The following is a 23,259-nucleotide window of genomic DNA, read 5'->3' as shown; positions in this document are numbered from 1 at the left end:
CTTAGGAAGTGTGGAGAAGAAAGCGCACATTAATTCACATAAGGGTTTTTTGTACCCCTAACCTGTAACCTAATGGGTGTTCCTGGCATATGGAAAGAGTGACGAAGCCCATTCACAAGGTAACGTTTATAGTCCTCAGGTAATTGCTCCGCCCTCGTCCCGAACACGACAAAAGTAGGCGGGCGGGCTTTGACCTGGGTAATATAGCGTAGTTTCAAACGTTTTCCCTCAATAAGGGGAGGAGTATGCTGGGCAAGCATTTCATCGAACCACCGGTTTAACTCACCAGTAGGGATACGCTTGTTCCATATCTCATAAGCCTTTCTAACAGCCGGCAGAAATTTTTTGACCCCAGCACCCGTTAAAGCCGAAAAAGCTATCATAGGGAGGCCTCGCATTTGGGTAAGGGAAATTTCTGCCCGATTGAGAATCTTTTTCCGCACACCCTCTCTATCTTCAATGGCATCCCATTTATTAAGTACTAATACACAACACCGACCTTCTCTTTCAATCAGGCGTGCAATCTGTAGATCCTGTTCTTCAAGTCCTAAAGTGGCATCAATGACCAGGGCTACAACCTCTGCCATTTTAAGGGATTCAATCGTGGCAGAAGTAGACATTTTTTCCAAAGCATCCTCAATACGGGCTTTCTTGCGCAAACCCGCTGTATCTACCAACTCAACCAAACCCGTACCATCATATAAGAAAACCGCTACGGAATCCCTAGTCAGGCCAGGCTCAGGCCCCGTAAGCATCCGTTCCTGCCCTAACAGCTGGTTTAATAGGGTAGATTTCCCGGCATTGGGCCGCCCGACAATAGCCAGTTTAAGGGGTTTATCTTGGTCTTCCTCTTCTGCGGCCATATCTGCTTCAGGGGGTAAATGGGCCAATATCTCCTGCATAAGGTCGGTTATTCCTTCACCATGTTCTGCAGAAACAGCAACAGGCTCCCCTAACCCCAAACTGAAACTCTCCATTGCTTCAGCAGCGCCAGAGCGCCCCTCCGCCTTATTGGCAACCAACAAAACTGGTTTTCCCATCTTCCGTAGCCAGATAGCAAAGTGCCTGTCAACAGGAGTAATGCCTGCCTTAACATCAACGCAAAACAACACAAGATCCGCCTTGGAAAGAGCAGATTCCGAAGAAGATCTCATACGCCCATAGAGCGTTTCTGGTGCAGATTCCTCTAACCCTGCTGTATCCATCAATCTCACAGGGCGTCCGAAAATCTCTATCTCCTTTTCCTTATGATCGCGTGTAACGCCCGCAACATCGGCAACCAAAGCGTAGCGCCGCCCTGCCAAACGATTAAATAAGGTCGATTTACCAACATTGGGGCGCCCAGCAATAACAACAACAGGCAAGGGTACAGCCATCGTTAACCCATTCAAATATTATAGAATTTTCAAAAAAACCAACTTTATCACTTCAGCTATAAGTATAAGGGCACGATCAACACTTAACCAAGCCCAACCTCAACTTTCTGACGCCCCAAAAACATGTAAGTCCCCTGATTGAGAAATCATGAACAGCTTTCCCTCACCCACAACGGCTGGTACAGCAGGAACAAAAGAGAGCTGTTTTTCCATCTGGATTTTGCCAGTGGCAGGATCAGCCACTATCAGCCCATTATCAGGAAAATTACTGATACAAACCAGCTTATCGTTAAGGAGCAAGGGCCCCATCCAGAACACAGCATCAGACTGTTCTTCCTCATCCCTAAAACGCTGAAGCTGTGTTACCCACCTTACACGTCCTGTTATCCTATCTAGGCATGCCAATTGCTGATCAAGAGAAATCATGAAAATCCATTCTCCGATCACCAGTAATGTGTTCTGCCCCGATACTTCCCGCTCCCACAACCGGCGCCCAGAGCGAATATCAATAGCGACCAGCACGTCAGCAATACTTACTGTATAAACCGTACCATCCATAATCACTGGCATACCGCGGATAGAGGCAAAATCTAGCACCGAGCTCCGGCCATTGGCATTGCCCAGAACATCACTCCAAATCACCTCGCCAGTTTCTGCCCGCAGGGCAACCAGATCCCCTGAAACAAAGCCCGCCAACAACGTACTATTCTCAATAGCGGGTGCAGGTTGGCCAAAAATAACGGTATCAGCAGGGGTTGCCGCATAATTCCATTTTTGTGTCCCGGTATCGATATCCAGAGCATAGAGTTTTTGATCGAGCGTACTAAAATAAAGAGTATTTCCCAATACTGTGGGGGCAGAGCGACCTGGTACCCCAACATTGACCCGCCATTTTATATCATTCGTATGAGCATCGACCGCCAGGGTTTCTGCAACACCATCAACAATATAAAGCGTATCTCCATCGATACACAGCCCACCCCCTACATTACTAGACTGCAACTTGGGAAGTTTAGGAGTAAAGTTCCAGATCGTTTCACGAGTGGCTAAATTAATTGCACTCACATTCCCTTGGGCATCGACCACGTAAATACGTCCATTGGAAATAATGGGGGTTGCCCCCAAAACACCACGCCCATTATCCCCCAACGCGATATAAGAAAGAATATCCGGCTCTGAAATCCCAGCCCCAATACTGGTGCTCCATAAGGGGTTCAATCCATCAATGGCGGCATTAAACCCTACGTGAGAAGGTATCCGCCCCGGCTGCTGCCATTCTCGCTCTGCCGATACTGCAGGAATGGTAATCGCTGCATGTTCATCAGGGTCTACCGTAAGCCCCGCCCCTGTCGACAGTATATCTTTGCGGTTTCCTGTTAAAGGGGGCTTTACTGCTGAATCAAACATCCCGCACCCTGCAAGCAAAGGCAGCAACGTACCACCGGCAAGAATAGATCTGCGCTTAAGTAAAGCCTGCCTGGGTTTAGGATTCATAGTTTAATTCCCTGTTATAGAAGCTGACGATAACGTTTGTAATAAGGAGCCTGCCCTGCTTCTTACACCAGGTGAGGCCATAGGGTTTTGAACAAGACTTGCCAATATTTGCTTAGCTTCGGAAATTTTATTTTCCCGAAGCGACAACAAGGCAGAAAATTCATCTGCATAAGTAGCCCACCTTTCAGAGCGGCTATGCAGTTCATTAATTTTCTTTCGTAAATCAGCAGGTTGGGCTTTATCAATCATGTGTTGTAACCATAAAAGATTTGCCATACCACTTAGCAAGGGGTCAATACCCTGGCTCCCTGCTGATAATCCCAACCATATTTGCAAGGCCTTTTGCTGATCAGCATTACGTAAGGCCAGAGCGGCCTCGTTCAAAAGGGCAAGCGCTCGCATATTTTCAGGCGCTTTTTCGCCAAGGCTATTAAAAATCGCCATAGCCTCTGCCTTATTCTCCTTAGGGGCAGACTGGCCGAGCAAAATAGCAGACTTATCCATTAAATCCATGGCCTTAAAATATTCTGCCGAATCCTCTGCATCACTCCTATATTGTTGCCAGCTATGATACTGCCACCCCCCAACACCGGCTAACACCAATACCGTAACCAGGCCTAGCCATGGGGCAACCTTTTTTAAGATCAGCCTTATCCGTTCAATTCGTGCCTCTTCTTCAATTTCCTGAAAAATCTTATCTGTCACGAATTTTTCCCTTTATAAACAACACAGATAGCCTTTTAACCTCTCACCAGCAGCGCATATTCTCAGGCTTTTTCCTTACCCTCTTACAGCGAGAACATGTAGGCCGCAATTTCTATTACGTACACCCTCTATTTCTTACCCCCCAGCTTTTTATGCGCCGCCTGGAGCTTGGCATTCAGCCCATTTAGGTTTTCCGTCATCCGATTATGAATGGTTTTCATACCATTCATAATGGGAGCGGTTTCCTGCCGTGCTTCCTTAAGTGCACAGGCATAATAGCTCCGAGCAGCCTTTTCATATGCGGTAAACTTTTCTGTGCTGGCATTGTAACGCTCAACACTAGCGACATCAAGAGTTGGTTTCTCCGGCTCTTTCCCACATTGGGTAGGAGCCCAAGCCGCCTGTGCTGAAGCCCCAAAAGCAGAAAATACAATACAGGACAATACCATAACCTGTGGAATTCTTACCCAAAACAATTTTTTACTCATAACCAAATATTCACTCATTTTAAATATTAAAACTCACTCAAATCCTTGCCAACAAAACTTGCTAGTAAAACTTACCAGTAAAAAACGTATTTTTTATGGTGAAAACAACGCAAGCTTTCCCAAAGGTTCACCTTGCATTTCATCTTCACGCATAACAATATTGCCTTGAGATATTGTGATTTTAGGCCATCCCCTTACGGTATAACCATCATAAGGGGTCCATCCAATGGGAGAAGCAATCCATTGATTGGTAATTTGCCGTGTCAGATTCATATCTACAATGGTAAAATCCGCATCATATCCAGCAGCTATCCGTCCTTTGGATTGCAGGCCGTAAATTCTTGCAGGGCCAGCGGCCATCAGGTCAACCAACCGTGCAAGCGAGAGCCTTCCCCCATTGACATGATTGAGCATCAGGGGAACTAATGTTTGTGTTCCTGGCAAACCTGATGGCGCCTCAAGCCATGGTTTTTTCTTAGCCTCCAGGGGATGAGGCGCATGGTCTGACCCCAAGGAATCTACTGTACCGTCCTGAACGGCCCGCCAGGCCGCCTCGAAATGGCGCTTGCCACGAATGGGGGGATTCATAACAGCAAGCCCGCCAAGGCGCTCGTAACATTCAGGAGCAACCATGGTGAGGTAATTCGCCAGCACCTCAACCGTAGCAACATCCCTGTAATCTTTAAGAAAATTCAGCTCCTCTTCCGTGCTGGTATGAAGGACATGGACAGGACGACGCGTTTTTCTTGCCAAGGCCATAATCCGGCGTGTCGCCAAAAAAGCGCATTCTTCATCACGCCACACCGCATGATTATCATAAGACATGCCAGGAGAAAACATTTTACGCCGTTCATTCAACCGGTTATTATCTTCCGCATGAAAGGCCACCCGCCGATGGCCAGACTTTAATACCTGTTCAATGCCCGCATCATCTTCAACCAATAACGAACCCGTTGACGACCCTGCAAAAACCTTAATGGCGCACACCCCATCAAGCTGTTCAAAATGGGCCAGCTCGGAACTATTCTCCCGTGTTGCTCCGACATAAAAGGCAAAATCAACCCAACTTTGAGTAGAAGCGTGTTCCTGCTTCCAACGAATGACATCAGCATCCGTAATTGGAGGGGCTGTATTGGGCATATCAAAAACCAGGGTTATTCCCCCCAGAGCGGCTGCCTTGGTCCCCGTATAAAATGTTTCGACGTCATCCTTACCTGGTTCCCGTAAGTGAACGTGCGGGTCTATCAGCCCTGGAAGCACATGCAAGCCGCGTGCATTAATTTCTTGTGGAGCCGAATCTGAGCGACTGGCTGATAAAGTTTCTATTTTTCCATTTTTAATGCCAAGGGAACACGTCTCCTCTCCCCATGGAGTAAGGCAGAGGCCATTACGGATAATTAGATCATATTGCATGGAGCAAACTCTTTCTTCCCAGCTGGTCTTTCTACAGTGCCTTCATAAACTGCCAAATTCAAGCTGACAATATCTCAAATACCTCACCATACGGAGATACCCCCTCAACATGAATACGATGCCATAGAGCATAAAACAGCACGTTCCACGCAGCAAGTTGAGCTTTTCGCTGACTGGCCTGCGCAAAAAGAGCCGGTATTTTATCTCTCTTTACCAGTTTTTGAAGAGCAGGAAGACCACACACCAATGAAGAAAGCCGTGCTGCTTGAGCTTCTATCCAAGACCCGATAGGTACACTAAAACCCTGTTTGGGAGCAAAAGGCTGGGCATTGGGCATCTCTTTTTCAAGCCACTTCCGTAAAAGCCATTTTCCTTTCCCTTGCCTGATCTTTAATGCGACGGGCAAACCCAAGGCGAAATGGGCCATTTCCCTATCTAAAAAAGGGGTACGGCCTTCTATCCCATGAGCCATCAAACAACGATCGAGTTTTAAAAGTAAATCATGAGGAACCCATTCAGCCAAATCTCTCAACTGGGCTTTCAGCACCCTACTCCCTGCGTTAAAAAAAGAGCCCCTCTCTGAAGAATCCCAAATATTTTCTACGCTTTCTTCTGCTGTTACCCTAGCGGGCTGCCAGCTTTTTTCATATTCTCGATGGAAAAGGGAAAAGTCTTCGCACATTCCTTTTTTCGTGGATCTTCCCAGTATACCTCCCAAAAACCGCATAGCCTTACGGTAACGCCCATAGCCCGCAAAAAGTTCGTCTCCACCCTCACCGCTGAGAATAACCTTCACTTCCTTTTTGGCTTGCTGGGCTAAAAACCAGGTAGGAATAATGGCATAGTCTGCGACTGGGTCATCAACACAAGCAACAATTTCCCCCAATCTTTTCCAGACATCATGGGCTGAAACGGTTACCGTTTCATGTTTAAAGCCGGCCTCCTTTGCCATTGCTGCAGCCTGCAAGCTTTCATCCACCCCTGTGGACGTTTCGTTAAAACGGGCTGTCCAGGCGGTAAGACCTTGTTGACGAAAGCGACGCATCATAGCCAAAAGGGCTGTACTATCTACCCCTCCAGAGAGAAAAAGGCCAAAAGGCACATCAGCACGCTCGTGCAGGCGAACACTTTCCTCAAAAATGGTATCAAACTTCTCAAGGGCCTCAGCTTCATCAATAGGCGCTACTTTGGAAGAAAGAGCGGGATAAAAATTCCGCAAGGCATGAACAGAACGGTGGGAAGATTGTATTTCTCCCTTCTCAATACACAGGCTTTCTCCTGGGAGAACTCGTTTAATGCCTTTAAAAATTGTCTCTTGGCCAGCAACAAATTGCTGCTGGAGTAATTCTACTGCCTTGGGAAGAACAACCTCGGGGGTCAAAAGCCCCGTAGAGAAAAGAGCAGATGGCTCAGAAGCAAAGATAATCCCTTCTGGAATAGAGGTATAATATAAGGGCTTCATCCCAAAACCATCCCGAGAAAGGACAAGTCTTTGCTCATCACTTTCATAAAGGGCTATGGCAAACATACCGCGCAATGTTTCTGTATAAGCCATTTTTGACTGATACCATAAATGTAAGGCGACTTCACAATCACTCCCGCTCATAAAGGAAACCGTGGGCATGGACTGGCGTAAGGATAGATCGTTATAAATCTCGCCATTCGCAATCAAGCTTGTGGCCCCTTGTATAAAGGGCTGTTGACCACCCACCAAGTCGACAATCGCCAAGCGGGTATGCACAAGCCCACCCTGCGGTGTGGTTTCAACCCCAATTCCATCAGGCCCACGATGATGCAAGGCTTTTGCCATAGCCGCACAGACCTCAAAACCTTTAAGGCCAGCGGATTCAGAACACAAAAAACCTGCAATCCCACACATGGACCTATTCCTTAAAAAACTGCATCAGAAAATTGTTCCATAACGTAACAACAGGCGCTATGGCAAACTGGGTTTGATACGTTCTATAGCCTGCACTGGCCAAACGTTCTGACAAGGTTTTATCTCCCAGAACATCCTGAATGGCTATAGCCAATGCCTCGGCATTTTCCAACGGGGCCAGCAGACCATTCACGTTATGCACGATCAACTCCACAGGCCCTTCAGAAGCAGCTGCCACCACAGGTTTTTTTGCTGCAAACCCTTCAATAATTACATTCCCCAATGGTTCATGACGAGAAGGGCAAACCAAAACATCACAGGCGGCTATCCAACGACCTGGCTGCTCAATCCACCCAGGCATATGAACCCGACCTTGAAGTTTTAGTTGTTCAACCATCGCCTCTAAAGTGCTTCGCTCTGGCCCGTCTCCAGCAATCACCACATGCAGAGTAGAGCATAAAGCTACTGCACGTAAAAGAACATCAAATGCTTTGTTTGTATGGAACCGCCCTAAGGCCAATACAAAAGGAACACCCAAAGGTAAAAAGGGTGGTCTTTCACCATGAGAAGTAACCGAATCAACAAAATTGGGTAAGTAATGCACATTCTCTGCAGGCCAGTTTTGCTGTTTTATCCATTCCACAATTCCGTGGGTATTCCCTACAAGGTGAAGGCAGTTTTTATAATAATTCAAACTATAAAACCCCCCTAATCGCCCAACGGTCTTCCATTCTCCCCTGGGGATGAAACGAGCCGCCCTATTCATCCACGCGACAACAACATGGGGCTGAAATTTTTTAAGAGAGTCCTTAAGGCAAATACCGGTGCGCATATCCAGGTACCCCCCAAAATTTAACTCAAGGGGGTTGAGCCCCTTTTCTTGTAACCGTGCGGATCGTTTCTCATTTTTACGGATAATAGGAAAAACATTTACACCAACATTATGCTGCGCCACTACAAGCCGCTCAAAAAACAACTCTGCTCCCCCTGTTTCAGCCCCGGCCATAACATGGACGACACGCAGAGAGGATAAGGGATAACGTGGTTCGAACGTCATAGACCTTTACCGTTCCCACTTTTGCTGATGATTTGATTCATTCTTTCTTATCCCCTCCTTGATCAACCAATAGTACCAGTTTTTTTCATTAAAGCCAAAACCCCTTGTGCCACCTCTTCCACCGAAAGGCCTTCAATGGGAGCTTCCCCTTTTTTCCCAGGGGCAACAATCGCTTGGCTCCACTCCCCACTCGGGGCATATTCTTCAACCTGGCTCGGCCCAAAAAGCCCAATGGTGGGAACCCTGGCTGCGGCAGAAAGATGCATAAGACCAGAATCATTTCCTATAAATATCTGGCACTTTTTTAATAATGCAACCACCTCTGTAATACTAAGGGTACCCCCTGTATCAATAGCATTGGGTAAGGCTTGTATAACCTTTTGCGCCAAAGCATATTCTTTAGGCCCTGCCCCATAAAACACAAGGGGTGTGACCGACTCACCAATATGATGAGCAAGAGTTTGATAAAGCTTGACAAAATTTTTTGCAGGCCAAATCTTCCCCTCCCAATTTGCCGTAGGGCCAAGACCAATAATAACCCCATATCCAGCAACCCATTCTTCTGCCTTTTCCATTGCTTTTGGCGTTGTCCAAACCACAGGGAGAGGAGGAGGCACAAGTTTAAAAACAGCTCCTAAATGCTGAAGCCGGGGCCCTGCTCTTCTTCCTCCACGCATAATAAAACGTTTTTTGGCCCTCAGCAGAAAACTTACCACCGAACCGCGAAGGTCTACGATAATATCCCACCTTTGGCCAATACATTTTTTCCATAACAAAACCCAGTGAAAATCGAATTTTCGTTTAATAATCAGATAGATTTGATCTTTTTGCGGAAATGATTCAAACACACCTTGCGCACTTTCACCACACGCTATGGTAAATTGGGCTGATGGATATTTTTGTGCCAAATAATTTAAAATGCCCGTTGAAAGTACGGCATCCCCCAAACGGGTTGAGGTAATAAATAAAATCTTCATATCCCTATCATAGCTATTTTTGCTATTCTATTATAGAGTGTTCCAAATTCTATAAAACCCTATAATAGCGTAACAAAGCTATTGTGATGACTTTTTCTCCCTTCTTTAAAATATCTCGAGCAGACCTTGCAAAACTTATACTTTTTCCCAGATCATCATCATGTATTATCAAGCACATCTTACTGATCGACGCGTTATCGAGGTTTCAGGTTCAGATAGAACCGCCTTTCTGCAGGGCCTTGTTTCCAACAATGTCGAGAAAGCCACTGCTCATACCGCCGTATGGGCTGCACTTCTGACGGCTCAAGGAAAATGGAAGGCTGACTTTTTTATAACTTCCACTGACTCCTCGCTGTATTTGGACTGCGAAGAAACCCAAGCCGATATGATTTTTACTACCCTTACGCGCTACAAGCTTAAGGCCGATGTAAAATTAAAGTCTACCTCTTTGCAGGTTTTTGCCTTTTGGAGCCATGATCAAACCCCGCTTTTCCCCCTCAATCAGTCATCTCCCCCCTTCTCGACAGCAGAGGCACTGATAACCCCAGACCCTCGATGCCAGCAGGCAGGCTACCGATGCCTTATTGCCTCTCAAAGCATTGCGGCCCTCGATAAGGGGCTGATAACCAGTCAAGATACAATCTCCTTGACCTCTCTGGCAACCTATCATGCCCACCGTATTACTCTTGGCCTCCCAGATCCCAAGGATTGTATTCTCTGCACTCCTATCCTGCTGGAAGCCAATTTCGATATTTTTAACGGGATAGACTGGAAAAAGGGCTGTTATTTGGGCCAAGAGGTCACAGCGCGGTCTCACTACAGAGGGTTAGTGAAAAAACGGATTATGCGTATAGAGGCTGAAGAGCCCCTCCCCATGCCGGGAAGCTCTATCACAGAGAGTGAAAAAGAGGTGGGGATACTCTGTACAACCAGCCATACTAAGGGGCTTGCCCTTCTGCGCTTAGATCATAGACATAAAAACCTTACGATCAACCAGATCGCCTTAAAAGTTAACCCAATACCACAACAATTTGATGGAAAACCCTTTTCATGACTTCCTATACCCCGCCTTCTGAAAAAGATATCAACCAGTTTATTGATATGGTCTCCTTTAACGCCGATGGTCTTGCTTCTGCGATTGCCCAGCAGCATGATACCAAAAAAATCCTTATGCAAGCATGGGTTAATCGTGATTCCCTTTATAAAACCCTTGCCACTGGCCAGGTATGTTATTTTTCCCGCAGCCGCCAGAAATTATGGACAAAAGGAGAAACGTCTGGCCAAACACAGGAGCTCATTGAAGCACGCCTTGATTGTGATGGAGATTCTCTTCTCTTACTTGTTCATCAAAATGGTGTTGCTTGTCATACGGGAAGAACAACCTGTTTTTTCAACGCTCTCACTCCAGAGGGAATAATTCATACAGAAGAACCCCTTATTTCTCCAGAAAAACTCTATGGCCACCACCCCCATCCTAAATAAGGCTACCCTATATAAGGCACCTGTCTGTTCAGCAAGTTGCCACAAATAAGCCGCAACAAAATGGCGCTGTAGCTTCAAAGCGGAATAAAAGGGGAAAATGAACTTTTTATAGGGAGCCACATAAGGGGCCTATCATGTTCCAAATATTTTAGACTCCAAAGTTTTTCGTAAAGGAAGCTCATTCCTTATTTCTGTTAAGACTGTCTTTACCTGCTACTGTACCTAATACCTATTCTGTACCTAACTACACCTAACTACCTATTGTCATATGAGTTTTCATGTCTCTTATTCATAGCGATCTCCCTTCCCCTCTCCCATCTCATAGCGCAAAAAACCTTCAAAAACCTCAAAAGGTTATATGGATACTTGCTGGTGAAGCTAGTGGAGATATATTGGGAGCGCGACTTATGGAAAGCCTCTTAAAAATTAACCCTTCTCTTGTCTTTTATGGGGTAGGTGGGCACGCTATGAAAGAAAAAGGCCTGCATAGCCTTTTTCCCATTCAAGAGCTTGCCGTGATGGGGCTGGTAGAAATCCTCCCCAAAATTTTTCATCTTTTCCAACGCCTTAGGCAGGCAGAACACCATATTGCAACCTTAAAGCCAGATGCCGTAGTCACAATTGATAGTCCGGCATTTTCTTTACGCCTTCTTAAGCGAATATCACATTTACATATTCCGCGCATTCACTACGTAGCCCCACAAGTATGGGCCTGGAAAGAAAAAAGAGTTAAAAAATTCCCAGGTCTTTGGGAAAAGTTGCTTTGCCTACTGCCTTTCGAGAAAGATTTTTTCTCAAAACACCATGTTCCTGTCCAATTTGTTGGCCATCCCATTTTACAGTCAGGGGCAAACCAAGGCCAGGCAGAACGTTTTCTAACAAAATATGCTATTCCTCCTTCTTCTCCCGTACTCATTCTGATGCCGGGCAGCCGGAGGTCGGAAATTCCAAAACTTCTCCCTGTTTTTAAGGAGATGCTTACCCTTCTTTATAAGAAAAAACCTTCCCTCAGTGTTGTTATCCCTACCCCTTCCATCATGGAAGAGCACGTTCGGCACGCTATAGAGGACTGGCCCATTCACCCTATCATCATCACCGATGTACAAGACAAATACGATGCCTTTGCCGCAGCCCAAGCGGCTTTGACCAAATCGGGAACATCAACCCTGGAGCTTGCCTTTGCAGGTGTGCCAATGGCTGTAACTTATAGGGTTAATCCCATTACGGCCATTTTAGCCCGGAGGCTTATAAAGGTTAAAAACGTTGCCATGATTAACCTACTTATGGAAACCCCTGCTGTTCCGGAACTGCTCCAGGAACACTGCACACCGCCCATTCTTGCCCAAACAGTTCTGGATTTGCTGGATAATACTCATGAAAAGCTTAAGCAAAAAATGGCATTCCAGCGGGCCCTTAAAAGCCTTCATTCCCCCCAGCCGAACAAAACCCCTTCAGAGACAGCAGCTCAGGCAATAATGTCTCTGCTCAATAAGGAAAATCGATCTTAAAGGCCATGCTATCGGCTAAACTTCCTACCATACAAGGCCTCTTCTACAGAGCTTCAGCTTTGGGAGGGTGGAGGTAAAAGAAGAAATTCCTGCGGTGCCAACAAGCTTTTCTTAGATTTAATAATCGTTCTAATGTTTGTTGCAATAACAGGATAGTCTTGCAATATCTTAATAAACGCACGACGGCTTAATACTAATGTATGGCCAAACTCCACAGCCCGAATGGTAGCACGAGCACGAAGCTCTCCTTCCATAACCTCTTCTGCACCCAAAACGTCCCCAGAGCTAAAATGAACATCATGTTCAGCAATATGGGCATCCATCAATCCAGAGCTAATAAAATAGATATATTTTATCTTTTTTCCTCTTCGATACACTTCCTCTTGAGGAGAAAAGAAATGAATAGAAAAAACCGTCACCAAATGCTGTAAAACTGCTTCTGAAACATTTCTAAAAGCAGGCAAACTACACACCTGGCGCTCGATACCGCTTTTAATATTCAGCCTTAGCCTTTTGCCAAATCGGTTTTCTCTCCTCTCCACATCTTTAAACAACTCGCTATGCAATTCTTCACTAATAAGAGATTCTGCTAGAAGTTCATCATACTCCTCCCCTTCTGCCCGAAGAGAGAGTAGGCGAAGAATGCGCACTTCCAGAGCTTCCATATATCCTGAATAATGCAGCCGAATGGTTCCCATAGCATCAGAGAGCTGTTTGCTCTGGCGATCTTGGACTTCTGTAACAATCTCTGTAATACGGGGCCCTAAGGTCGGCTCGATCCGTCGGCGGATAAATCGGTCTAGAGATTGGGAAACGAGATGGGCGATAATTAATGTTTCAAAACGTTCAATAAGGCCAAGGGCTAAAAAATAGTCTATCCTAAAATGATTATGCACAAATTGTCCAAACCGAAATGCCAGTGTCGGCCGCAATCTTCTTCTTTGGGCCCTAAGATACCCAAAACGCCCTTCAAGCCTTGCTGCTTCAATCATAGAATCAGCACCACGCAACAACAACTCCATCACTCGTCTGGGTAGGCCCCGCATACGGAATAAATCCAGCAGAATAGAGCGCTCCTGAGAGGCAATGGTAATAAGGCTTAGAATCACACGCTGTCTGTCACCCAGAGCCGTATCAAAATTATTAACCTCCTGCTCTTCTTCAATACGTTCATTAAGGGTTTCTATCACAGTATTGGTGGTTTGGGCCGAAAAGCGGAGTTCCCCTGCCAACCTACGTGTTCTATCTCGCACCTCCCCCAATCCAATGCCGATAATCTGATGTCTTAAGGCTTGATCAATGGGAGGAAGCTGATCCAACTTAAAAAATACCACCATAGCCCTTAAGGTGGTTCCGTTAACCAAAAGGGTAATCAACACAAAGCCTGTGGCGATAATCCCCACATAATGCGCTATAGGCGTTGAAACCTGTTCGTTTTCCGTAACAGCAAGTGCCAGTGCGAGTGTAATAGCACCACGCAACCCACCCCATGCCATTGTCATTTTAAATGGAAACGGCACAGGGGGTGAAAGGCGTAAAACTGAAAGAAGCGGAAGCATGGCGAACACAACAAAACCCCGCGCTAATAACCCAGCTGCTGATGCAATTAAAATCAGCACAAAATCCCACCGAGTCATGCCGATTAATAAGCGAGGAATCAGCATGGAGGCCATAATAAACACCAAGGAGCCTGCCCAAAATACCAACTGTTGCCATAATTGTTGCAAGAAGCGCCAGGTCTGTGGATGAAATGTAGAAGGTCCATAAACTGAAATGGTTAATCCTGCCACCGCTGTGGCCACTACCCCTGAAAATCTGAAAATCTCATCACAAACAATATAGGATAAATAAGGGAGAGCCACTGTTAAAGTGACCTCTGCAGCTGGAGCTGCCCCCAGAGAAACGATAAACATTAGCGTAAGCCTTGCCAGGATAATCCCAACAATCACAGCTCCGCCAAATGAGATTAAAAAATCTAAAAATGCCTCTCCTACATGGATATCCCGGTGGGACATAATAGCGGTCAGAAAAACAGAGAAAATAGCAATAGCTGCCGCATCATTAAACAGGGCCTCTCCTTCAACAAGGCGAAGAAGCCGGCTTGCTGCTCCAATCTCTCTAAAAATTCCTGCTACAGCCGAGGGATCAGTTGTGGCAACAATAGAGCCTACCAACAAGCAAACCACTAATGGCACATTAGAAAAAGGGTAAAGAGCCAACCCAATGGTGGCAGTAGAAACAATAACCGCGACCACAGCCAGCAAGAGCACTGTTGCTGTCTCTCTCACTAGGCGCCTGACATCAATGGCCAAGGCTCCCTGAAAAACCAATATAGGCAGGAAAATAAACAAGAAGGCTTCACTACTCATAGGAAAATCCAAGAGGATTTCTATAAGTGAATCCATCATATGGCTATGAGGCATACGAACAGCAAAGTCAGCGACCGCCCCAATAGAAATTCCCACGACAGCGAGAAGAACAGTTTCCGAAAGTTCAAGCCTACGGGCTAAGGGCTGCACTGTACTAACAATAACCAGCAAAACAGCAGTTGCCAGCAAAACAGCCGCCAATCCCGTAATGTACATCGTTCCTCCTCTTTTCTTAATCGTCCCTTTTCAAGGAGACTGACTGTTTTTTCTATATTTTAGAGCTTTATTCGCCCTAATTGCAAAAATATAAAATCCTGTACATTAAACTGTATAAAAACAAAATAATGAATAGGCCTGTCCTCAAAATCAGGCCTATTCTTTTATAAGCTATTAACAATCACACAATATGGCCTAAAATCAGGCCGTTTTGGCAATTTCTTTTGCCGAGAGTTTAAACCCTGTCGCCTTAGCGTATTCTTTGGGAATAATCTGCCAGAATTTTGGCAAAACATCCTCCCATTCATGCAGCAATAGCTGGGCGAAGTGGCTATGCGTCTCCCGAGCATGGTTTTCTATCTGCTCTTTTAGTTTTGCAACAGACTGTGGATCAGATACACGCTGCCAATAAAGGGTATCAGGGTTAATTCTTTGTTCAAAACTTCCATCTGCATCAAATACAAAGGCCATACCACCCGTAAAGCCAGCACCGAAATTATCACCAGCTTTACCCAGAACAACCACTAACCCACCGGTCATATATTCACATCCGTTAGACCCACACCCCTCCACCACAGCTGTAGCGCCAGAGTTTCTCACAGCAAACCGTTCACCAGCTTGACCAGCTGCATAAAGATAGCCCGCTGTTGCCCCATATAAAACCGTATTACCGATAATAGCATTCTGGTTAGAAACAAGGGTAGAAGACGGCGGCTGCCTAACAATAATGGTTGCCCCACATAAGCCTTTCCCTACATAGTCATTGGCATCTCCCATGACTTCAAGCCTTAACCCTTTTACCGCAAATGCCCCAAGTGACTGCCCAGCAGACCCCCTAAGCCTTACGGTTAAATGGCCTGCATCAAGAGAATTCATCCCAAATTGGCGAACAATATGAGATGAAATCCGCGTGCCAATTGCACGTAAAGTATTTTGTACATTATACTCCAGCTGCATCTTCTCACCATGATCAAATAAGGGTTTAGCATCTTCAATCATTTGGGCATCCAGGGTATCTGGAACCTCGTTACGCCCTTCACGGGTGCAGTAACGCGCATGCGGACCCGGATCAGCCTGGGCAAGGAGTGAGTTCAGATCGAGATCATCGAGATAAGAAGCCCCTCTGGAAACCTGCTTGAGAAGATCTGTACGACCAATGACCTCATTCAAGCTAGAAAACCCAAGCGAGGCCAGAATATTCCGAACATCTTCAGCAATAAAAGAAAATAGGTTTATAACATTTTCAGGCGTGCCCATAAATTTCTGCCTTAACTGCTCATCTTGGGTGCAAACGCCAACCGGGCAGGTATTAGAATGACATTGCCTAACCATAAGACAGCCCATCGCCACCAAACTTGCTGTACCAATACCGAATTCCTCAGCGCCCAACATGGCTGCAATCACCACATCACGCCCCGTTTTAAGGCCACCATCAGCCCTCAAGGTTACCCGATGGCGCAGGCGGTTAAGCATAAGAACCTGGTGAGCTTCTGCCAGCCCCATCTCCCAAGGCAGACCAGCATATTTTACCGATGTCAGTGGTGCTGCACCCGTTCCGCCTGAATGCCCTGAAATAAGAATAGTATCAGCCTTGGCCTTGGCAACACCGGCTGCAATAGTCCCAATACCTGAACGGGCAACCAGTTTGACGGCCACAGTCGCGTAAGGGTTAATCTGCTTTAAATCGTAAATCAGCTGAGCCAGATCCTCAATGGAATAAATATCATGATGAGGAGGAGGAGAGATTAATGTTACCCCTGGCAGAGCATGGCGTAACTTTGCAATAATGCCCGTTACCTTAAAGCCAGGAAGCTGCCCTCCCTCACCTGGTTTTGCCCCTTGCGCCATCTTAATTTCAATTTCACGACAATCATTAAGATATTGCGCAGTCACCCCAAAGCGCCCAGAAGCAATCTGTTTAATTGCTGAGGAGGCATTATCACCATTCGGGCGCGGTCTATTACGAGAAGGGTCCTCCCCCCCCTCACCAGAATCGGATTTAGCCCCAATACGGTTCATGGCTATGGAAAGGGTTTCGTGGGCTTCTGGGCTTAATGCTCCCAGCGATATCCCTGGGGAAACCAGCCGCCTACGGAGCTGGGTAATACTTTCAACCTCTTCAACGGAAATAGGGCTCCGTTTGCTGTTAAAATCCAAAAGATCGCGTAAAGCAATGGGAGGCTGACGGCGAATAGTATCTGCATAACGTTGATAAGCAGAAAAATTATCTGTTGATACTGCCCTTTGCAACATATGGATAACGTTTGGGGCAAACCCATGTTGCTCCCCCTTGTCTCGCAGCTTGTAAAACCCCCCAATGGGCAACGGCACGCTGCTATTATTCCACGATTTATAATGAAGTTGGCTCACATTCTGGGCAATACCAGGTAACCCAATACCAGAAATCCGAGAAGGCATACCAGGGAAAAACTCTGCAACCAAAGCACGAGAAAGGCCTATAGCCTCAAAATTATACCCCCCGCGATAAGATGCCAAGACCGAAATGCCAAACTTGGCCATGATTTTCAGCAGACCCTTATCAACCGCTTTACGGTAACGGTTTACTGCTTCCTTTAAGGACATGGCCCCAAACAGTCCCTTGCGGTGGCGTTCTGCTATGGCCTCCTGAGTTAGGTAAGCGTTGACGGTTGTTGCCCCCACCCCAATGGTGACGGCGAAAGCATGAACATCTAACACCTCGGAGCTGCGAACGTTCAATGAGGCAAATGTCCGAAGGGACTGCCTGACCAAATGGGTATGCACGGCCGCTGTAGCCAAAATCATAGGGATAAGGGCCCTGCCTTCATCCTGATGTTCATCGGTAAGAAAGATATGGGTGCACCCCTGACGGACACTATCTTCTGCTTCCTGCCTAATACGAGTAAGGGCAGCCCTAAGGCCTGCCTCGCCTTCTTCTACTGCAAAAGTACAATCAATGGTTACACCATTCGAGCCGCAAAATTTCTGTAAAGCCGAAAATTCACTGGTCGTTAACACAGGACTTGGGAGCTTTAACATATCACATTGGGATTCAGACTGGTCAAGGATATTCCCCAAATTTCCCAAACGGGTAGCAAGCGTCATCACCCGGGTTTCCCGTAAGCTGTCAATCGGGGGGTTGGTAACCTGGCTAAATCCCTGACGGAAATAATGGGCTAAACCCCGATATTTCCCTGATAACACGGCCAAGGGTGTATCATCCCCCATAGAGCCAACAGCCTCTACAGCATCTTCTACCATAGGCTGCAAAACAGCCTCCATTTCTTCAAGGGTCGCCCCTACCGCAAGCTGACGCCTTCTGAGCTCTTCTGTAGAATAGAGCGTATCTTCATCTTCCTCTGCTCCTACAATTGAGCGGATATTCTGAGTTTTCTTAACCCATTGAGAAAAAGGATGGCGCTTTGCCAGCATATCCACGACTTCTGTGGGGGAGTAAAGTTTTTTCTCCTGTAAATCAAGGGCAATAGTCTCTCCTGGGCCAAGGCGGCCGAGGCGGAGAATCTCATTTTCAGGAACGCGCACCATCCCTGTCTCAGAACCAACAATCAGGAGGTTCTTGGTGGTAATGGTATAACGAGAAGGTCTAAGACCACTTCTATCTAGCCCTGCGATAACCCAGCGGCCATCAGTTGCACAAATAGCAGCCGGCCCATCCCATGGTTCCATAACCGCATTACAATAATGATACATATCTTTCCATTCTTCAGGAATGGCAGTATCTGGCCCCGCAGCAGCAGGAATCATGAGGGTTTTTGCCATTGGGGCATCACGACCGGCAAAAGTCAGGAGCTCAAAAACGTTATCGAGTGCCGCGGTATCGGATCCACTAGCCTGAATAACGGGCTTAATAGAGGCCATATAGGAGTCTAAACTGGGATGAGAAAGCCGTGTTTCATGGCTTTTCATCCAGTTAATATTGCCTGAGAGTGTATTGATCTCACCATTATGGGCCAATTTTCGAAAAGGCTGGGCAAGCTTCCAGGTGGGAAAGGTATTTGTGGAATAACGCTGATGATAAATAGCAAAGCGGCTAACAAAACGTTCATCTAGCAGGTCGGGGTAAAAGGTTGTTAAATGTTCTGCCAGAAACATCCCCTTATAGACCATCGTACGACACGATAAGGAGCAAATATATAAATCGACCTGATTAGTAATGGCGCTTTTTTCGATCCTGCGGCGAATAATATAAAGATCTTGCTCAAACTGCTCTTCAGAACGCCCTAAAGCGTTTCGAATAAGAATTTGTTCAATTTCGGGACGGGTCACATTTGCCTTTTCCCCAATGCACGATGTATCAATAGGCACTTGCCGCCACCCGTAAATTCCATAACCAAATTCCAGAATTTCGGTTTCCACTATCTGGCGGCACTGCTCTTGGGCTGCAAGGTCTGTTTTGGGGAGAAAAACCATTCCAACCGCAATCACGCCCCCATCGGCCTGATCCCCGCCATTAAGAACAGCCTCAACAAAAAAATCCTGTGGGATTTCTACAAGAATACCCGCACCATCGCCTGTTTTGCCATCAGCATCCACAGCGCCACGGTGCCATACGGCCTTAAGGGCAGCAATGCCTGCTTCAACCACATCACGGCGTTTTTGCCCATCAAGGGCTGCAACCACACCCACGCCACAGGAATCATGCTCTTGCGCTGCAGAGTAGGTACCAGCCAGGCGTTGGGCATTTTCCTGCCAGGCCGCTACAAACTCCTCACCACTTTCCTGGGGAATTGCTTTTACGACCATGTGTTGACTATCTTTTTGCATCATTTGCCTCTCCTCGCCTAACCTTGCTGTATCTTCTGCTTCTTTTGGCCATGTGTTTTATAACTCTTGCGCTCATGGTATGGGTTAGAGTCAAGCCATGTATGAATTTGCTCTGCAGCATCCCGCCCATCGCGGATGGCCCATACAACCAAAGACGCACCACGCACAATATCACCAGCCGCAAAGACACCCGGCAGGCTCGTCATAAAAGTATGCTCATCAACCATAACGGTACCCCAACGCGAAAGGCCCAGCTCTGGCTGATTCCACAAGACAGGCAAAGGTTCTGGATCAAACCCCAAAGCCTTAATAACAAGATCGGCCGTTATGGTCAGCCCCTCACCTTCTATCGGCATGACAGATTGCCTGCCAGACTGATCAGGTAAACCAAGACGCACTTGGGCACACCGCACCCCTGTCACATGGGTTTCACCCAACACTGCCTCTGGTGAGGCCAGCCAAATAAACTCCACACCTTCTTCCTCAGCATTTTTTACTTCTCGCGCAGAGCCCGGCATATTGGCACGGTCACGACGATAGACACATTTTACAGAACGAGCCCCTTGGCGAATAGCTGTTCTTACGCAATCCATTGCCGTATCACCGCCCCCAATCACGACAACATTTTTCCCTTTAGCATTTAACAGCCCCTGATCAAAATCGGCAACAGCATCCCCCATGAGCACACGATTAGAGGCAACCAAGTAATCCAGCGCCTTGACACAACCAGTAAGATTACTGCCAATACATTCCATTTCCTTGGCCTTATACACCCCTGTCGCAATTAAAACTGCCTCATGTTTGGCCTGTAATGTGGCAAAAGATATCATTCCTGAGCCATCATGATCCCCAATTCCCATATTAAGATGAAAAATAATGCCTGCTTCTTCAAAAAGCTTTTGACGGCGTTCAACAATATATTTTTCAAGCTTGAAGGTTGGGATGCCATACATAAGCAACCCCCCAATCCGGTCGTAACGATCATAAACATGCACCTTATACCCTTGCTGGCGCAGCTGTTCTGCTGCAGCAAGCCCAGCAGGGCCTGCCCCTATAATGCCAACGGACTGCCCCTTTTCTCCTTGGGGTTTTACAGGCTTTACCCACCCATTCTCTAAGGCCGTATCCGTAAGGAAACTTTCAACAGCCCCAATCGTCACACTATTAAAATCATGCTCAATGACACAATTGCCTTCACAAAGCCGATCTTGAGGGCAAATCCTGCCACAGATTTCGGGGAAAGTATTCGTGGCAGCAGAAACCTCATAAGCCTCCTGGTACCGACCTTCAGCGGAGAGTTTAAGCCAGTCGGGGATATTGTTATGAAGTGGGCAATGAATGGAGCAAAAAGGAACACCACATTGTGAACACCGGCTAGCTTGTTGGGCGGCATGGGGTTTATCGAAACGATCATAAATTTCCTGAAAATCCCGCTTACGATCCTGTGCCTTTCGTTTATGAGGGCGGTTCTGCCCTAATGACACAAATTTGAGCATTTTTTCAACCATACCCATTCTCCTAAACATGGCTTCTGGTTTTGTGGCCAAATTTTACAGGCCCACATCCCCAAGACTTAACCCGAGCGCTTATTGTGATAATCTCTTTTTTTCGTTGATTTAGCATCTATAGTAATGAGGGAGTAAAAAAAAGACAGAAATACTGACCTATTTTAATTTTAATAAGTAAAACAGATCGAAACCCTAAAAAATAACAAAAGAAGAGCCCAGAGATACCCAGAGATACCCAGAGATTCTTTTTGATCACAAAAGAAATTATGTCCGATATGGTACTAATTAAGGGCTGAAAGCATAAATATGCCCTCTCTCCCCCATAAATTAGCAATTTTGCCCGTACCCTTGAAGGGATAAGGGCGGCCAGCATTATCCAACACAATCCCTTTTTCCAAATGAGCCCCTTGAGCCTGGCTGAGAGAGAGAAAATCTAAAATGGTAAAAGGGTGAATATTGGGGGTTTCATACCATTGGGTGGCCCATAGGGCTGTCATGGGCATTCGGCCCGATTTCAGGAGGGATAGGCGAATTTGCCAGAACCCAAAATTAGGAAAAGAAACAATCACATGCCGCCCGATCCTGAGCATATTTTGCAAAACAAGATGAGGTTTTTTTACTGTTTGCAAGGTACGAGAAAGAATAACATAGTCAAATGAATGATCAGGGTAAGAGGTAAGATCCGAATCAGCATCACCCTGCACAACAGAAAGACCCCGACTAACAGCTGTTATAGCCCTCTCGTGGCTTATTTCCACACCACGGGCATCGCATCCCATATTTTGGAGATACTCCAGCAATTCCCCTTCAGCACAACCAATTTCTAAAACTTTGCTACCCCGTTCGACCATAAGGGCAATTTGTTTTTGGTCTGCTCGCATATAAACCCCTCTTTCTATGCTAACCGCGGGTTCATAAATCCTCGCATGACCATCTCAAATTCTGGAACATCCAAAAGAAAAGCATCATGACCACGATCACTAGAAATTTCCACAAAAGAGACATTCGCTGCCACTTGATTAAGAACCTGAACCAATTGGCGAGATTGTGCGGTTGGATAAAGCCAATCTGATGAAATGGAAACAATACAAAACCGTATTCCTGTTCCTTTAAACGCATTAACCAGTGAACCTTCATATTCTGCGGCCAGGTCAAAGCGGTCAATCGCCTGCGTAATAGTAATATAGGCATTGGCATCAAAGCGTTTAATAAACATTGACCCCTGATAATGCAGGTAACTTTCCACCTCAAAAATATTCCCTAAAAACGTTCCCGATCTAAACTGCCTACTGGCCTGGTTTAGCAAGGATTGAGGACGAATCTTACGCCCGAATTTCTTGTTAAGAGAAACTTCTGAGAGATAAGTGATATGAGCAACCATTCTGGCAACAGCCAAGCCTTGTTCTGGAATCGTATTGTAATGGAAGTAAGCCCCTTGGTGCCAGTTCGGATCGTTAATAATCGCCTGCCTGCCCACCTCATTAAAGGCAATATTCTGCGCAGACTGATAAGGAGAGGAAGCAACAACCATGGCCGATTCCACCACAGACGGATACAGCGCAGCCCATTGCAAAACCTGCATTCCCCCCATAGACCCTCCAATAACAGCTTTTACAGTCTCAATTCCCATCTGTTGGAGAGCTGCATATTGCACACGCACCATATCACGAATGGAAATAGGAGGAAAATCTGTTCCCCATATTTTACCTGTCTGCTCATTAAGGGAAGCCGGGCCAGTGGTGCCCATGCAACTTCCAAGCACATTCATGCAAATAACAAAAAACCGCTCCGTATCAATAGCGCACCCTGGCCCAACGATACGACTCCACCATCCTTCTTTTCCTGTAACAGGATGATGGCTTGCAACATATTGGTCGCCCGTCATCGCATGGCAGATAATGATCACATTATCTTTCTTGTCGGCAAGGGTTCCATATGTCTGATAAGCCACTTGGACAGAAGGTAAAACCACCCCACAATCCAGCTCAATACCATGCTCAAGCTTAAGCGATAAAGACATTTG

16 protein-coding genes are annotated in these 23,259 nt (G+C 46.4%); 3 read left to right on the top strand and 13 right to left on the bottom strand.

From position 1 onward, the window contains the following. Nucleotides 1–29: 29 nt before the first annotated feature. The 8 genes from der to JGUZn3_RS08120 form a co-directional block, all read right to left on the bottom strand. Nucleotides 30–1,376 (bottom strand): ribosome biogenesis GTPase Der, encoded by a 1,347-nt coding sequence (gene der, locus JGUZn3_RS08155; protein ID WP_203413060.1) that lies wholly within the window; start codon nucleotides 1,374–1,376, stop codon nucleotides 30–32. A gap of 99 nt (nucleotides 1,377–1,475) precedes the next feature. Then, complete coding sequence (locus JGUZn3_RS08150; protein WP_203413059.1) at nucleotides 1,476–2,870, bottom strand: PQQ-like beta-propeller repeat protein; 1,395 nt, start codon at nucleotides 2,868–2,870, stop codon at nucleotides 1,476–1,478. 3 nt (nucleotides 2,871–2,873) lie between these two features. Further along, on the bottom strand, nucleotides 2,874–3,575 hold the full coding sequence (locus JGUZn3_RS08145) for a hypothetical protein (RefSeq protein WP_203413058.1): 702 nt from the start codon (nucleotides 3,573–3,575) through the stop codon (nucleotides 2,874–2,876). Between the two features lie 128 nt (nucleotides 3,576–3,703). Continuing rightward, nucleotides 3,704–4,063, bottom strand: coding sequence for a hypothetical protein (locus JGUZn3_RS08140; protein ID WP_203413057.1), 360 nt, complete (start codon nucleotides 4,061–4,063; stop codon nucleotides 3,704–3,706). 93 nt (nucleotides 4,064–4,156) lie between these two features. Next, on the bottom strand, nucleotides 4,157–5,476 hold the full coding sequence (locus JGUZn3_RS08135) for a dihydroorotase (RefSeq protein WP_203413056.1): 1,320 nt from the start codon (nucleotides 5,474–5,476) through the stop codon (nucleotides 4,157–4,159). A 58-nt stretch (nucleotides 5,477–5,534) separates the two neighbouring features. Beyond that, entirely contained in the window at nucleotides 5,535–7,355 is a 1,821-nt protein-coding gene (gene asnB, locus JGUZn3_RS08130) for an asparagine synthase (glutamine-hydrolyzing) (RefSeq protein WP_203413055.1), read from the bottom strand. 4 nt (nucleotides 7,356–7,359) lie between these two features. Next, on the bottom strand, nucleotides 7,360–8,412 hold the full coding sequence (locus tag JGUZn3_RS08125) for a glycosyltransferase (protein ID WP_203413054.1): 1,053 nt from the start codon (nucleotides 8,410–8,412) through the stop codon (nucleotides 7,360–7,362). Between the two features lie 62 nt (nucleotides 8,413–8,474). Beyond that, nucleotides 8,475–9,389, bottom strand: coding sequence for a glycosyltransferase family 9 protein (locus JGUZn3_RS08120; RefSeq protein WP_203413053.1), 915 nt, complete (start codon nucleotides 9,387–9,389; stop codon nucleotides 8,475–8,477). 160 nt (nucleotides 9,390–9,549) lie between these two features. On the opposite strand from JGUZn3_RS08120, the gene ygfZ reads away from it, so the two are divergent. From ygfZ to lpxB, 3 genes are all read left to right on the top strand, one after another. Continuing rightward, nucleotides 9,550–10,443: a CAF17-like 4Fe-4S cluster assembly/insertion protein YgfZ gene (gene ygfZ, locus JGUZn3_RS08115; protein WP_203413052.1), complete on the top strand. Its 894-nt coding sequence runs from the start codon at nucleotides 9,550–9,552 to the stop codon at nucleotides 10,441–10,443. Next, nucleotides 10,440–10,871: a phosphoribosyl-AMP cyclohydrolase gene (hisI, locus tag JGUZn3_RS08110; protein ID WP_203413051.1), complete on the top strand. Its 432-nt coding sequence runs from the start codon at nucleotides 10,440–10,442 to the stop codon at nucleotides 10,869–10,871. The genes ygfZ and hisI overlap by 4 nt, the downstream gene beginning before the upstream one ends. A gap of 278 nt (nucleotides 10,872–11,149) precedes the next feature. Then, nucleotides 11,150–12,379: a lipid-A-disaccharide synthase gene (lpxB, locus tag JGUZn3_RS08105; protein ID WP_203413050.1), complete on the top strand. Its 1,230-nt coding sequence runs from the start codon at nucleotides 11,150–11,152 to the stop codon at nucleotides 12,377–12,379. 53 nt (nucleotides 12,380–12,432) lie between these two features. Here the strand turns inward: lpxB and JGUZn3_RS08100 are convergent, their stop codons facing one another. The 5 genes from JGUZn3_RS08100 to metX all read right to left on the bottom strand — a co-directional run bounded on the left by JGUZn3_RS08100 (nucleotide 12,433) and on the right by metX (nucleotide 23,256). Next, on the bottom strand, nucleotides 12,433–14,964 hold the full coding sequence (locus JGUZn3_RS08100; protein ID WP_203413049.1) for a cation:proton antiporter: 2,532 nt from the start codon (nucleotides 14,962–14,964) through the stop codon (nucleotides 12,433–12,435). Between the two features lie 201 nt (nucleotides 14,965–15,165). Next, nucleotides 15,166–19,728 carry a glutamate synthase large subunit gene (gene gltB, locus JGUZn3_RS08095; protein WP_238996957.1) on the bottom strand — a complete coding sequence of 1,521 codons (4,563 nt, stop codon included), beginning with the start codon at nucleotides 19,726–19,728 and terminating at the stop codon, nucleotides 15,166–15,168. 17 nt (nucleotides 19,729–19,745) lie between these two features. Further along, entirely contained in the window at nucleotides 19,746–21,236 is a 1,491-nt protein-coding gene (locus JGUZn3_RS08090) for an NAD(P)-dependent oxidoreductase (protein ID WP_203413048.1), read from the bottom strand. A gap of 281 nt (nucleotides 21,237–21,517) precedes the next feature. Further along, nucleotides 21,518–22,117: a methionine biosynthesis protein MetW gene (metW, locus tag JGUZn3_RS08085; RefSeq protein WP_203413047.1), complete on the bottom strand. Its 600-nt coding sequence runs from the start codon at nucleotides 22,115–22,117 to the stop codon at nucleotides 21,518–21,520. A 14-nt stretch (nucleotides 22,118–22,131) separates the two neighbouring features. Then, the gene (metX, locus tag JGUZn3_RS08080; protein ID WP_203413046.1) at nucleotides 22,132–23,256 is read right to left on the bottom strand and encodes a homoserine O-acetyltransferase MetX; all 1,125 of its coding nucleotides are present in this window, start codon (nucleotides 23,254–23,256) and stop codon (nucleotides 22,132–22,134) included. Nucleotides 23,257–23,259: the final 3 nt, after the last annotated feature.

Source organism: Entomobacter blattae (genome assembly GCF_014672835.1).
GTDB classification, from domain to species: Bacteria; Pseudomonadota; Alphaproteobacteria; order Acetobacterales; family Acetobacteraceae; genus Entomobacter; species Entomobacter blattae.
Note: the sequence above shows the minus strand (reverse complement) of the source record. Positions and strands in the feature narration are given on the sequence as shown.

Excerpts from the sequence above, each read along its gene's own strand:
- JGUZn3_RS08140 (WP_203413057.1), bottom strand. The coding sequence starts at position 4,063 with ATGAGTAAAAAATTGTTTTGGGTAAGAATTCCACAGGTTATGGTATTG.
- gltB (WP_238996957.1), bottom strand. The coding sequence starts at position 19,728 with ATGCAAAAAGATAGTCAACACATGGTCGTAAAAGCAATTCCCCAGGAA.
- ygfZ (WP_203413052.1), top strand. The coding sequence starts at position 9,550 with ATGTATTATCAAGCACATCTTACTGATCGACGCGTTATCGAGGTTTCA.
- JGUZn3_RS08100 (WP_203413049.1), bottom strand. The coding sequence starts at position 14,964 with ATGTACATTACGGGATTGGCGGCTGTTTTGCTGGCAACTGCTGTTTTG.
- JGUZn3_RS08135 (WP_203413056.1), bottom strand. The coding sequence starts at position 5,476 with ATGCAATATGATCTAATTATCCGTAATGGCCTCTGCCTTACTCCATGG.
- JGUZn3_RS08150 (WP_203413059.1), bottom strand. The coding sequence starts at position 2,870 with ATGAATCCTAAACCCAGGCAGGCTTTACTTAAGCGCAGATCTATTCTT.
- JGUZn3_RS08125 (WP_203413054.1), bottom strand. The coding sequence starts at position 8,412 with ATGACGTTCGAACCACGTTATCCCTTATCCTCTCTGCGTGTCGTCCAT.
- asnB (WP_203413055.1), bottom strand. The coding sequence starts at position 7,355 with ATGTGTGGGATTGCAGGTTTTTTGTGTTCTGAATCCGCTGGCCTTAAA.
- hisI (WP_203413051.1), top strand. The coding sequence starts at position 10,440 with ATGACTTCCTATACCCCGCCTTCTGAAAAAGATATCAACCAGTTTATT.
- metW (WP_203413047.1), bottom strand. The coding sequence starts at position 22,117 with ATGCGAGCAGACCAAAAACAAATTGCCCTTATGGTCGAACGGGGTAGC.
- JGUZn3_RS08090 (WP_203413048.1), bottom strand. The coding sequence starts at position 21,236 with ATGGTTGAAAAAATGCTCAAATTTGTGTCATTAGGGCAGAACCGCCCT.
- JGUZn3_RS08120 (WP_203413053.1), bottom strand. The coding sequence starts at position 9,389 with ATGAAGATTTTATTTATTACCTCAACCCGTTTGGGGGATGCCGTACTT.
- der (WP_203413060.1), bottom strand. The coding sequence starts at position 1,376 with ATGGCTGTACCCTTGCCTGTTGTTGTTATTGCTGGGCGCCCCAATGTT.
- lpxB (WP_203413050.1), top strand. The coding sequence starts at position 11,150 with ATGTCTCTTATTCATAGCGATCTCCCTTCCCCTCTCCCATCTCATAGC.
- metX (WP_203413046.1), bottom strand. The coding sequence starts at position 23,256 with ATGTCTTTATCGCTTAAGCTTGAGCATGGTATTGAGCTGGATTGTGGG.